Source organism: Pirellulales bacterium (genome assembly GCA_036267355.1).
GTDB lineage: Bacteria > Planctomycetota > Planctomycetia > Pirellulales > DATAWG01 > DATAWG01.
The window spans coordinates 52861-64947 of the sequence record DATAWG010000115.1 but is presented as its reverse complement, the minus strand read 5'-3'; the positions used below and the strand labels follow the sequence as shown (position 1 = coordinate 64947).

General features: G+C 62.3%; 12 protein-coding genes and 1 tRNA gene. 5 read left to right on the top strand and 8 right to left on the bottom strand.

The genetic code is table 11. The features are described from left to right. From VHX65_18355 to VHX65_18345, 3 genes are all read right to left on the bottom strand, one after another. On the bottom strand, window positions 1-375 hold a 375-nt coding region (locus VHX65_18355; GenBank protein HEX4000518.1), incomplete at its 3' end, for a DUF1801 domain-containing protein. 220 nt (window positions 376-595) lie between these two features. After that, entirely contained in the window at window positions 596-946 is a 351-nt protein-coding gene (locus VHX65_18350; GenBank protein HEX4000517.1) for a retroviral-like aspartic protease family protein, read from the bottom strand. 26 nt (window positions 947-972) lie between these two features. Next, window positions 973-1047, bottom strand: a tRNA-Pro gene (locus VHX65_18345). A gap of 23 nt (window positions 1048-1070) precedes the next feature. Here VHX65_18345 and VHX65_18340 point away from each other — a divergent pair. Further along, window positions 1071-1721, top strand: a complete 651-nt coding sequence (locus VHX65_18340) for a type II toxin-antitoxin system HicA family toxin (protein ID HEX4000516.1) — start codon at window positions 1071-1073, stop codon at window positions 1719-1721. A 25-nt stretch (window positions 1722-1746) separates the two neighbouring features. Beyond that, a complete protein-coding gene (locus VHX65_18335) occupies window positions 1747-1986 on the top strand; it encodes a type II toxin-antitoxin system HicB family antitoxin (protein HEX4000515.1) in 240 nt (79 codons plus the stop codon). A 22-nt stretch (window positions 1987-2008) separates the two neighbouring features. Here the strand turns inward: VHX65_18335 and VHX65_18330 are convergent, their stop codons facing one another. The 3 genes from VHX65_18330 to VHX65_18320 all read right to left on the bottom strand — a co-directional run bounded on the left by VHX65_18330 (window position 2009) and on the right by VHX65_18320 (window position 5473). After that, on the bottom strand, window positions 2009-3055 hold the full coding sequence (locus tag VHX65_18330; protein ID HEX4000514.1) for a ParB/RepB/Spo0J family partition protein: 1047 nt from the start codon (window positions 3053-3055) through the stop codon (window positions 2009-2011). Beyond that, window positions 3048-3794, bottom strand: a complete 747-nt coding sequence (locus VHX65_18325; GenBank protein HEX4000513.1) for a ParA family protein — start codon at window positions 3792-3794, stop codon at window positions 3048-3050. Before VHX65_18325 ends, VHX65_18330 begins: the two co-directional genes overlap by 8 nt. Window positions 3795-4165: 371 nt before the next feature. Continuing rightward, window positions 4166-5473, bottom strand: a complete 1308-nt coding sequence (locus VHX65_18320; protein HEX4000512.1) for a DUF1015 domain-containing protein — start codon at window positions 5471-5473, stop codon at window positions 4166-4168. Between the two features lie 254 nt (window positions 5474-5727). On the opposite strand from VHX65_18320, the gene VHX65_18315 reads away from it, so the two are divergent. Then, window positions 5728-6279, top strand: coding sequence for a hypothetical protein (locus tag VHX65_18315; protein HEX4000511.1), 552 nt, complete (start codon window positions 5728-5730; stop codon window positions 6277-6279). Window positions 6280-6292: 13 nt separating this feature from the next. Here the strand turns inward: VHX65_18315 and ahcY are convergent, their stop codons facing one another. Beyond that, window positions 6293-7606 carry an adenosylhomocysteinase gene (gene ahcY, locus VHX65_18310; protein ID HEX4000510.1) on the bottom strand — a complete coding sequence of 438 codons (1314 nt, stop codon included), beginning with the start codon at window positions 7604-7606 and terminating at the stop codon, window positions 6293-6295. A gap of 178 nt (window positions 7607-7784) precedes the next feature. Further along, window positions 7785-8483, bottom strand: a complete 699-nt coding sequence (locus VHX65_18305) for a phosphoribosylanthranilate isomerase (protein ID HEX4000509.1) — start codon at window positions 8481-8483, stop codon at window positions 7785-7787. A 114-nt stretch (window positions 8484-8597) separates the two neighbouring features. Here VHX65_18305 and VHX65_18300 point away from each other — a divergent pair, with 114 nt between their 5' ends. Then, window positions 8598-9644 (top strand): hypothetical protein, encoded by a 1047-nt coding sequence (locus tag VHX65_18300; protein ID HEX4000508.1) that lies wholly within the window; start codon window positions 8598-8600, stop codon window positions 9642-9644. Between the two features lie 401 nt (window positions 9645-10045). Beyond that, the gene (locus VHX65_18295) at window positions 10046-12061 is read left to right on the top strand and encodes an AAA family ATPase (GenBank protein HEX4000507.1); all 2016 of its coding nucleotides are present in this window, start codon (window positions 10046-10048) and stop codon (window positions 12059-12061) included. The last annotated feature ends 26 nt before the right edge of the window (window positions 12062-12087 follow it).

The following is a 12087-nucleotide window of genomic DNA, read 5'->3' as shown; positions in this document are numbered from 1 at the left end:
CGCCTTTTCATCGATCTTGTCGCCTTCGTGAAAATCGATGGCCCGACGGGTGTTGCCGTCGAGGCTGGAGTTGAAGAGACCTGCGGGGTCGTCGAGCGCGGCGCCCTTGGCGAACGTCAGCTTCACGGCATTTTTATACGTCTCGCCGGTGCAGATCATGCCATCGCGATACCACACCGGAACACCTCTCCACTTCCACTCCTCGACCACTTCCGGGACGGCCTGCTTGATGAGATTTCGGAGCCGCGCGAGCATCTCGCCCCGCCAATCGCCCAGCTCCTTGATTCGTGCGTCGATAAGCCGAGTGGGCGAGTCGTCTTGTTTTTCTACCGTCGAGCCGCTCTTTTTCTTCGCGCCAGTTGGCGTTTTCTTCATGATCGTTACCCCGCCCGTTGCTTGAAAAAGGGTTGCCGTTCGGCGCGTAGCGCATCGGAATTGGTCGGCCTGAGCCGCCGACGCAGCTTGGCCCCATCCGAACGGTGATTTTAGTCGGCATTGCTTGCGAATGCGATCGCGCCGAACTTGGCGACACTATTCGCGCGATCCGCAGGCAACGGCGGTGTACGCGCGCCGTAAAACAAATCCCATTCTGCCGTCAAGCAAGCATCGCCCGCATGGGGTGCAGCGAACGATTGAAGGGGTTGAGCACCAAGCCGAGGATTTCGAGCGTGACAGCGCCGAGCAGCGGCTCGTCGCCGGCTTCTCCGAGGATGACTGGCGTGTGGCGGTCTCCCTGGGGCAAGGAGATATGGCATTCAGAAATCGCTCGCTCGACTTTGGTGCCATCCGCCAAAGTGAAGGTCATCATGCGTTTGGGCTTGAGGCCGATCGCCTTCCAATCTTTCTCAGGCAGCAACGTGTAAACGGCGCCGCTGTCGACAAGAAACGCGACCGTGGCTCGCTTTTTCTTACCGGTCACCACGCCTTCGACGAAGGTTAACGCCATGAAACTCTCCCGTCGATCCGCAAAGGTCGGGGCGAGAGGATTTGAACCTCCGACCCCCTGGTCCCAAACCAGGTGCGCTAGCCAGACTGCGCTACGCCCCGAATCGGCTTAAGCATACCATTAAATGGCTTCGATCGAAACCGCTGCGTGGCCGCTATGCAGCGGCGCGATTATTGAGCCGAGGAGGCCTGAGTATTTGCGGGGGCGCCGGCGGCTGGCTGCGACGGTTGAATCGGCGGCGCTGCATTCTGGCCGGTCAATTCTGCCCGGTGGTGATCGAGAACGGCCAAGAACTGTTCATCATCATGTCCCACGGCGAACGGCCGGTTTGGTCCTCGCCGAGGAAGCCGAGATGCGCAAGCAGTTGGCCGATCCGGACCTCGGGGGACAGTTCGCACAGTTCAACGAGAACGGCCAGCATTTCCTGTCGCGTCGGCGGGATCAGGGCAAAAGGTATCCGAACGTTGACGCAGTGAGCCAGGATGCCCACGGCTGGGCGAGCGATCTGGCTTTTGCCGCTTCTCGGCGATATGGTTTAATTGTAGGGCACATTGGCCAGGCGGCGCGTTCCATCTGGTGTTTAATGTCGCAGGGGCGGGTGGTCTCGATGCCGAGGAAGGTCCGTGAACTCGTCCGCGACCTCGATCAAGCCGGATTCACCAATCGGGGCGGAAAGGGGAGCCATCGGAACTTTGTTCACCCAAGGGTCGCCAAGCCCATTACGATATCCGGCAAAGACGGCGACGATCCAAGCCGTTTCAGGAGAAAGCCGTGAATCGTGCCATCCGGGAATCACGAACATGAAAGAAAGCGACCGTTACGTCAAAATCGTCGAATGGTCGGACGAGGATGGCTGCTACGTCGGCAGTTCGCCGGGACTGTTTTATGGTGGCTGCCACGGGAACGACGAGAAACAAGTGTTTGCGGAGCTTTGCCAAATCGTCGACGAAACCATCGATCTGTATCATCAGGATGGCCGGCCGCTGCCGCCCGCAACGTCCGGTCGCGACTATGCGAACAAAATGCAAGACGTCGCTTGAGTGAACGCCAGTTCACTATAGCCTATCCGACGCGTGCTTGCGCGTCCGGTTCGGCGCCGCAGAGGTATTCGCGCAGGCGGTCGAATTCTTCGCTGCTGGCGAAGGGGATGACGATCTTGCCGCGGCCTTTGGCGGATTGGCGGATCGACACTTTCGTGCCCAACGCCGCCCGGAATTCTTGCTCGAGCAATGCCACATTCTGGCTGCGAGCGCGGGCCGGGCGCGAGGGCTTGCCGGCAGCTTCCGGAGCGACCACGCCCATCGGACCGGCCATCGGCGACGCGTCGCCGGCGTGGATCAGGTCTTGAACGGTTTGCTCCGTCGCGCGCACGCTCAGGCCTTCGGTTTGGATCCGCTCGCAGAAGGCCACTTGCTCGCGCTCGTCGCCCAACGGCAACAGCGCGCGGGCATGCCCCTGCGTGATGCGGCCGCAGCGGATCGCGTCTTGCACTTCTTGCGGCAGCTCGAGCAGGCGGATCAAGTTGGCGATCGTCGAACGGTCGATGTTCAGCCGGCCTGCTAGCTCCTCTTGGGTGCAGCCGTAGCGCTCGAGATACTGCTCGAAGGACGCGGCTTTTTCCAACGGGTTGAGATCCTTCCGCTGCAAGTTTTCGACGATGGCTAGCTCGGCCATTTGGCGATCGTCGGCCTCGCGGATTTGCACCGGCACCTCAGTCCAGCCGGCTTCGACCGCGGCTCGCAAGCGTCGCTCGCCGGCGATCAGTTGATAGCCGTCGGCGGCGCGGCGCACGAGGATCGGCTGGATCAGGCCGTGCTGGCGCAAGCTGTCGGCCAAGGCCGTGATTTCGGCTGGATCGAAATCGCGCCGCGGCTGAAACGGATTGGTGTGAATTTCTTGGATTGCGACCGATACCGCGCCGGTTACCGGCGCCGCGTCATCGGCGGCTGGAGCACCGTCCGAGCCCGCCGCTTCACTCGCCCCTCGCCCCTCGCCCCTCGCCCCTTCTCCCTCCGGCACATGCAAGCTAAGCTGCGCGGACGTTCCTTCGTTGTACGAGCGGCCCAAGAGCGCTTCCAAGCCGCGGCCAAGACGTCGTTCTTTACTCACGTTCGAGCACCTCCATGCAGAGTTCGACATAGGCCATCGCGCCGCGTCCGCGCGGAGCGTAGTCCAGCACGGATTGGCCGTGGCTGGGGGCCTCGGAAACGGTTACATCGCGTGGGATCACGGTCCAGTAGACAATCTCGCCGAAAAAATCCCGCACCTCTTGTTCCACTTCCCGCGTCAGTTCGAGATAAGCGTCGTACATCGTGAGCACGATGCCGCCGAACTGCAGCCGGCCGGGCTGGCCATCCATCACCTGTCGGATCACGTCGATCATCTGCGCCAGCCCTTCCATTGCATAGTATTCGCACTGGATCGGCATTAACACCTCGGTCGAAGCGGCCAAGGCCGTGCGCGTCAGTTCGCCGAGGGACGGGGGGCAATCGATCAGCACGAAATCGTAGGCACTCATCCCGCTCGCCAAATGTTGCCGCAGCGTGGCGGCCTCGTCGCGGGCGGCGTGGGCCAGCGCTTCGACATCTTGAAAACTGCGGCTGCCGGGCAATAGTTCCAGTCCCGCCTGGGCGGTTTGCCAGAGCGAATCCTTGAGCGGCAACCGCGATACGAGCGGATGCCGTTCCGTGGGGCGCGAGCCGAGCCCGGTGGTGGCGTTGCATTGCGGATCGAGATCCACGAGCAAAGTGCGAGCGCCGGCCTTGGCCAGTCCCACGGCCAAATTGACGGCCGTGGTGGTCTTGCCAACCCCTCCTTTCTGATTGGCGACGCAAAGGATGCGGCCCATGGTAGGGGCGAGGGGCTAGGGGCGAGGGACGAGGAAGCGTGGTTCGGGGGCTCGTGGCTAGTGGCTCGGGAAGTGGGTCGCGATTGTAGCGGCGTGGACAGAAGGCGCGAATTGCAGTTCGATCGAGGGCCGTTTCACGTGGAACGGAAGATTTGACCGAGATTGCGCGTTTCACGTGAAACGTGCAGCTTGCGGAGATCACGGAAACGATGCAATCGTGTTCCACGTGAAACGGGGCGGCGAGATGGGGCGGTTCGGTGGGCGGCTGCTCCGGTACAAAGCGCAAAACCGCAAGCGCACTGCGATCTCGAACGGCGGAATAAAGCTCGCTTGCGGTTTCGCGCGCCAGAGCTGCGCCCGACAGCAGGCCGCTATTCCAGTGGATTGATTACCAATCCGCTGAGCAGCTTCGGATAGAAATAGGTGCTCTTGGCCGGCATGCGTTCGCCGTGCTGGCTGATGCGGCGAATGTGTTCGACCGTCGCCGGCATCACCAGTGCCGCCAAAGGAAACTCGTCGGTTTCCACGCCTTCGACCACTTCCTCGACCAAATGCACATAGCGCGGCTTCGGCAGGTCCTTGGCCGCCAGAAGCGTGTCGACCACGAGCCGGTGCAACAAAGCCACGCCCAGGCCTTGCCAATCGGCGCTGCGCTCGCTTGCCACCTCGGCCATGCGGCGCCGGCCAGCGTCGGTAAGCCGGGCAACAACCCACCGCTGGTCGGCGGCCGTGTACAGGCCCAACGTGCCTTGGTCGCCATCCGCTTCGATTTCGTTCCAGATTGTCGGGGCCAGGTCGCTCCCTTCGCCGGCGATGCGGGTCGTGAAATTCGGGCCGAGCTTTTCGATCAGTTCGCTTGAACTCATTTTCGGCAACCCGCGAAACAGTCGATGCGTCGGCATCACGATCAGGCCCGGGTCGCTCATGCTGATAAACATCATCAACACGAAATTGGCCGGATGCTCGGGCGGGAGCGAACCGCCGGCTGCGGCGGCCAATTCATCGCGATAGTTGCAAGCCGTTTCGTAGCGGTGATGCCCGTCGGCAATGAAAATCGGATGCGGCTGCATTTCGCCGCTGAGTTCGGAAGCGATCTTCGGATCCGCTAGCGGCCACATGCGGTGTACGACGCCCAAATGATCGGTGGCCTCGAGCGGCGGAGCTTTGGCCACCGCGGTCTCGAGCAGATTTTGGGCCGTGCTTTGCGGGTCGGGATACAGTCCGAAAATCTGGCTCAGATTGGCGCGGCAGGCGCGCATTAGCAGCAGCCGGTCGGCCTTGGGGCCCGAGAGCGTTTCTTCATGCGGATAGATCCGCCCCTCGCCGAATCGTTCCAGCCGGCAGCGGGCCATGAACCCGCGGCGAGTGAACTCCTGATCGCCGTAGCGAAACATCTGGTGATACACATACACCGCCGGATCCGGTTCGCTGGTAAGCACACCCTCGGCGCGCCAATTTTTGAGAAACTTCGCGGCTCGCGTATAGCGGTTGTTCGACTCGTTGTCGCCCGGCTCGTCGCGATTGAGAATCAACCGGATGACATTCGCCGGGTGAGCCTTGTAAAGCTGGTCTTGCAACTCTTTGCCGATCACGTCGTAGGGTGGGGCAACGACGTTCGACAACGAACCGACATGCTTCGGATCGTACCGCAGTCCGCGAAATGGCTGGATGGTGGGCAAGGGGATAGGGTTACGGGTTAGGGTGAGTGGCTAGGGAAGAGCAGCACGCGCGAAACCGCAAGCGAGCACCGATATCAAGCGGCGGCGCGAAGCTCGCTTGCGGTTTCGCGCGCCCGTCAATGCGCGCGCTTCAAATCGGGCCACTGCTGTTATCCAGAACGAGGCAAGCGTTGTCAAACCCCCGATGCCCGTCAAAAGATTTGTGGCTATACTTGACCGTTATGAGCACGCTTGGCCCCATATCGCTGGATAGGATGGTTGAAGCCGTGGAACTGGTGCGCGAGCGACTATTGCGTGCAACTGCGGCGTTGGACAAGGCAGGCGTGCCATACGCGGTGGCGGGCGGAAACGCGGTCGCGGCCTGGGTGTCTAGAATTGATCGCTCGGCGGCGCGGACCACGCAAGACGTGGACATTCTGTTGCGGCGAGACGATTTCGATCGCGCGTCAAACGCCCTTTCCGGCGCGGGATTCGTCCATGCCAAGATTTTGGGCGTCAAAGTGTTTCTCGACGGGCCAAACGCGAAAGGGCGCGACGCTGTCCACATCCTATTCGCCGGAGAAAAAGTGCGGCCCGATTATGCCACCGCAGCGCCGGAGGTCTTGGAATCCGAGAAGGATGCCACGTTTCAAGTGCTCGGACTTGAACCGCTAGTGCGCATGAAACTCACTTCCTACCGTCGCAAGGATCAGGTGCATTTGCAGGACCTGATCGGCGTCGGCTTGATCGACGCCACGTGGCCCGCGCGGTTTTCTCCGCCGCTGGACGCTCGACTGCGAGAGCTGATCGCGGACCCGGAGGGTTGAAACCCGTTCGGCCTCAATACCGGTAATAGTCCGGCTTGTATGGGCCTTCGACAGGGATGCCGAGGTAATCGGCTTGCGTCTTGGTTAGCTGAGTGAGCTTCACGCCCAGCTTGTCGAGGTGCAGGCGGGCGACTTCTTCGTCCATCTTCTTGGGCAGCACATGCACGCCGACCGGGAATTTATCCGTTTCAACCCACAATGCAAGCTGTGCCAGCACCTGGTTCGTGAAACTGTTCGACATCACGAATGACGGATGGCCGGTCGCGCAGCCGAGGTTCACCAACCGCCCCTCGGCGAGCAGCAGAATCGAACGGCCGTTGGCGAAGGTGTAGCGATCGACCTGCGGCTTGATCTCGACGCGCTTGATCCCCTTCTGGCCGTTCAGCCAGGCCACGTCGATCTCGAGATCGAAATGGCCGATGTTGCACACGATCGCGTCGTTGGGCATCACCGAGAGATGCCGCCCGGTGATTACGTCGCGGCAGCCGGTCGCGGTGACGAAGATATTGCCGCGCGGCGCGGCGTCTTCCATCGTCGTCACTTCGTATCCTTCCATCGCGGCTTGCAAAGCGATGATCGGATCGATCTCGGTGATAATCACGCGGGCGCCGAGCGATCGCATCGCGTGGGCACATCCCTTGCCGACATCGCCGTAGCCGGCGATCACGACCACCTTGCCGGCCACCATGATATCGGTGGCCCGTTTGATGCCGTCGGCCAGCGACTCGCGGCAGCCGTAGAGATTGTCGAACTTGCTCTTCGTGACCGAATCGTTGACGTTGATCGCCGGAACCTTCAAATCACCGCGGGCATGCATTTGATAGAGCCGATGCACGCCCGTGGTCGTTTCTTCCGACAGGCCGCGAATGCCGGCGAGCAGTTCGGGATATTTTTGATGGACCATTGCCGTCAGATCGCCGCCGTCGTCGAGGATCATGTTCAGCGGCCGGCCGTCGGGGAAGAGCAGCGTCTGCTCGATGCACCAATCGAATTCCTCAGTGGTTTCGCCCTTCCAGGCGTAGACGGGTACGCCGGTTTCGGCCACGGCCGCGGCGGCATGGTCTTGCGTCGAGAAGATATTGCAACTGCTCCAGGTCACTTGCGCGCCGAGCTCGGTGAGCGTTTCGATCAGCACGGCGGTTTGAATGGTCATATGCAGGCAGCCGGCGATGCGGGCGCCGGTGAGTGGCTTCGTGGCGCCGTGCTTCGAGCGCAAGGCCATCAGGCCCGGCATTTCGTTTTCCGCCAGCATGATTTCCTTGCGGCCCCAACCGGCCAGCGACATATCGGCGACTTTGTACGGCAGCTTGGTTTCGACCTGCGACACAGGGCTCTCCTCGATCGGAAGGGATTGAACGACTGGCGATTATAGGAAGCAGCGGCGGTTGGCGGCTAGTGGGGCGCGCTCGTAAGCCCGCAGCGCAAGCAAGGAAGGATGCGATTCTCCGCGTGGGTTTTTTGGGCCGCGTCGGCCGGCATGGGGCGCAATCAGTCCGACTCCCTTGCTAGCGCTGCGGGCTAACGCGTGATTCATTGATGCGAAATGCGGCGTTCGCGGCGGCGACGAAGCGACGCACCTGTTCCGAGTCTTTCACGCCGGGCGACGATTCGACTCCGCTGGCGACATCGACCGCCGCGGGGCGAACGGCCGCGATTGCGTCGGCGACATTCTCGGGCGACAGTCCGCCCGCTAGCACGAGACGGGGCGCGGCACCGTCAAGCTCGTTCCACAACCGCGACAGTAAAGTCCAATTAACGGCCTCGCCCGTCCCACCATATTCGCCCGGCCGATGTGCGTCGATCAGCGTGAGCTTCGGCGCGCAAGTGAGTCGCGCCGCCGCTTCGACGAAACGAACGATCGTCCGAAGTGCATCGGCGTGATCCAGTCGAGGCCGAAATGCTTGCATCACCGGCCGCCCGCCGAGCTTGGACAAATACTCCGGCGTCTCGTCGCCGGCGAGTTGGATCAAGTCGAGCCGCAAGCGGTCGGCTTCACGGCACACAAAATCCGGCTCGGCGTTCACGAACACGCCGACCTTGCGCACGCCCTGCGGAATCGCGGCGGCAACTTCCTTTGCGGCTGCCGGCGGCAGGTAGCGGCGGCTGCCGGGGTAGAAATTCAAGCCAATCGCGTCGGCGCCGGCATGGGCTGCGCCGCGGGCATCGGCCGCCGTGGTGACACCGCAAATCTTAATGCGAAACATATCTTAATTATAGCTGCAAGTCGGGCTTTGCGGCGTGTCGATAAACCACGATGGTTCGGCAATATGTTCCGGCACACGCCACAAACGAAATCGAAAACCGACAGGGAAATTTCTGTGATCGGGGATTCTTGGGCTTCAGTCGGACGGCGGCGTGCGGCAGCGTTTGCAGCCGGCTTTGCAGCCGTGTTCTTGCTTGGCGGCCTGCTGATCGCGGTCGAATCGTCCGAATTGCATTCGCCGCCGACGGAGATTGCGGTCGCACTCCCGTTGCACGCCAATGCCGACGAGCGAATTGCATTCGACAAGAAACTTCGCGAGGCGCGAGATCGGGCGGCCGATGCGCGGCGGAACGCCGATGTGGCGGAACTCGCGCTGTTCGAGTTTCTGAACGCTCGTTTCGTCGATTCGACCGAGCAGGCGATTCGAGCGCCGCGGGAACCCAAGTCGCCGACGAGTCCCCTGCCCGTCGGCCCGACGATCCGACCGAATCCGGAATGGGTCGCGTTGAACCGCCAACTTGCCGAGATGCAACGCACTCGGGGAGAATTGCTGGAAAAATTGACGCCCGCTCATCCGACGGTTCAATCGCTCGATAGCCAGATCGCGAAGTTGCAGGATCAACTCGCCGCAACGCCGGCCGAATTGCCTGCCAACCTAAATGAGATCGCAAGTGCCGCCGCCAACAAGACTCCGCTGGCGCCGCCGCTACCATCGAGCGGCGATGCCATTGATGCGCCGAGCGCGAATCCCCCCTCAGCCGTACTGCAACAGCACTATCGCGAAATGCTGCTCGCCGCCGGAAGGGCCCGTGAAGCGTATCGGGCTGCTGTCCAATCGGAGACGTCCTTGTGGAACGCCTGCCCACCGGGCATGTGGCAATCGGCGTCGGATCGGGCCGGCAACGTCGATCTACGGCCGAACGATCGCGAATCCGGGTTGTCGCGCCAAGCCGGCAGCGAGCCGGGTAATCGCCCGATTCCTATTGGAGCAATCGCGATCCTCACGCTATTGTCGATTCTCGCGGGCGTGTTGGCGGCGCGCCGCTTGGAAGGGCGGACGTTGACATTCATGAGCGCCGATGAAATCGAGGCAACGCTCGGCCTGCCCGTCCTCGGCCGCGTCGGTCCGGGCACGAACCGCCGCAGCGAAAACGCGGCGTGATGGTAGTCCGAAACGTGTGGTGAGGGATGCGACCGAAGGCAGCCCGCAGCGCTAGCAAGGAAGTGTCTTGCAAAAACAATTATTTGAGAACGCGGAGCCTGGAGCTCCCTTGCTAACGCTTCGGGCTCGCGTCGTCTTCGCATGCGCTTTGGGGCCAATAGCAGCTCATCCTTGCTAGCGCTGCGGGCTCAAGTGGCTGGTCGAGCGAATTATTCGGCCTGCGAAAGCTGGAGAAAATATAGCGATCGAACAAATCGGCGACGGGGCATGGAAAGCCAAGTTGAGTCTGCCGCCGCGGCGCGCCGACGTAAGGTAGGTGGAACGTGCCGATGCCGACGGCCGCGCAACGCCGCCAAAATCTACGCTCGCGCGGCAACCGGTGCCCACAGGAACCCATCGACATGTACGAGTCTTCGTTTGGGCTGAGCGACCGACCGTTTGCCGCAACCCCTGCGGCGCGGCGCTATTATCCGGCCGCCGGGATTGAATCGGCCCGTCAGACGGTAGGGCGGTGTATCGAACGGGCCGAGGGGGCAGCGCTCGTGGTCGGGCCGGCGGGAACCGGAAAGTCGATTTTGTGCCAGGCGCTCGCCGAGCAGTTTCGCGGCCGTTTTTCCATCGCGCTCTTGGCCAGCAGCCGGCTTGAAACCCGGAAGGCGTTTCTCCAATCGCTGCTGTTCGAGCTCGGCTTGCCGTACCGTGGCATGGATGAGGGAGAACTGAGACTGGCGCTGGTGGGCCATCTCACAGCGCAGCAAACCGCCAGCGACGGATTGCTGCTGGTGATCGATGAAGCCCAGAGCTTGCCTTTGCGGCTGCTTGCGGAAGTGCATCAACTGACCAATCTGGTGCGCGGCGGGCAATCGCGCGTGCGGGTCGTGCTCGCCGGCAGTCCGCTGGTCGAAGAGCACCTGGGCAGCCCGAAACTGGAATCCTTCAACCAGCGGATCGCCGCCCGCTGTTATTTGGAGTCGTTTCAACATGCCGAGACGCTCGGCTACATTCGCCGGGCGATTTCGCAAGTCGGGGGGAATGCAGATCAGCTTTTCACCGCCGAGGCCCTCGACGCCGTGCATCGGGCGACCGACGGTGTGCCGCGGCTGGTCAATCAATTGTGCGATCATGCGTTGCTGCTTGCATGCGCCGCGGGGGCGACGCCGCTGACGGCTGCGGTGATCGACGAAGCTTGGGCCGATTTGCAGCAGTTGCCGGCGCCATGGAACGCCGCCCCGGGTGTCGAAAGCCGGTCGGCCGACATCATCGAATTCGGCAGTCTGGACGAACCGGCCGTTGCCGCCAGAATCTCGCCCGACGACGAGCCGCGACCGACGCTGGCCCACGAAACACTGGCGACGCCCATGCCGCACGAAGCCGCACACGGACCGGCGCCGCGCCTGCATGCGGTCGCAGCCGACGAAGCGGCGCTTTGCGATGAATCGCTTTTCGCCGGCGAGCCGACGCAGCGAATCGAGCGGATTAAAGACCGTTTGGGCTCTATCGACGAACAATTCCAACCGGCCGGAACGATTGGCCCGGAGGTCGAACTCGTGTTATCCCATGCCGAAATCAATCCGTTCCAAGAACCCTTCGAAGAAGAAGAAGTGATCGTCGATCGGTTTGCCGGCCGCGGACGAGATCCGCTCGCCGAGGCGCCGATCGTTCGCAGCGCCGAAGGAGCAGAGCTGTCTTCGATGTTGGCGCCGCATGCACGGGCGAAAAGACCCGCGGTCAAGCCTTCGGCGAAGCCATCTGCGGACGCGGGCGATCGAAGGCCCTCCGCGGCGACGAAGTTTGATGCTCCGCCAGCGCCGGCGTCGGTCGCCTTGCCGCCTGCGACCTCGCCGATCACTGGGCCGATCACTGGGCCGATCAGCCGGCCGCTAGAAAATTTATCGATCGAAGTCGGCCCGATGAGCGATGCCGAGCTGCCGACCTTCGGCGATCTGTCGGATCATTCCTCGTGGTTCGTCGCCGGGGCCGACGAATTCCCGGCCGAAATGCCTCCGATCGGTCGTGCTTGGATTCATCCATCGGAAGATCCGGTCATGCCGGAAGAGCCGTGCAGCGGCGAATCGATTCATCGCGCGGCCGGGATGAAGCCGACAATTCCGATGTCGCGAAGCCACTCGGCCACCGGCGCGGCACCCGTCGTCGCGATGCCGCGCCGCGAGCAGCCCGCTCTGCATCCGCCGGTGGATTCCGTCGATGCGGTGAGCGGAGCCAGTTCGCCCGGTGTCGAAAATGTGTCCGACGCCTTGAGAGGCCGCGATGAACCGAAATGTGACGATGAATCGATGGACGATGTGGATGTGATCGTGATCGAAGACGATCCGGTTCCGCAGCCGTCGCCGACCGCAAGCGCGGTGCGCCGTCAGGAATATCGACAGTTGTTTGCGCGATTGCGCCGCGGTTCGTAGCTCGCCATGGCGGGGCCGTGCTGTCG

Coding starts and splice junctions, on each gene's coding strand:
- VHX65_18350 (HEX4000517.1), bottom strand. CDS start 946: ATGGCGTTAACCTTCGTCGAAGGCGTGGTGACCGGTAAGAAAAAGCGA.
- VHX65_18340 (HEX4000516.1), top strand. CDS start 1,071: ATGGCTTCGATCGAAACCGCTGCGTGGCCGCTATGCAGCGGCGCGATT.
- VHX65_18335 (HEX4000515.1), top strand. CDS start 1,747: ATGAAAGAAAGCGACCGTTACGTCAAAATCGTCGAATGGTCGGACGAG.
- VHX65_18325 (HEX4000513.1), bottom strand. CDS start 3,794: ATGGGCCGCATCCTTTGCGTCGCCAATCAGAAAGGAGGGGTTGGCAAG.
- VHX65_18315 (HEX4000511.1), top strand. CDS start 5,728: ATGGTTGAAGCCGTGGAACTGGTGCGCGAGCGACTATTGCGTGCAACT.
- VHX65_18305 (HEX4000509.1), bottom strand. CDS start 8,483: ATGTTTCGCATTAAGATTTGCGGTGTCACCACGGCGGCCGATGCCCGC.
- VHX65_18295 (HEX4000507.1), top strand. CDS start 10,046: ATGTACGAGTCTTCGTTTGGGCTGAGCGACCGACCGTTTGCCGCAACC.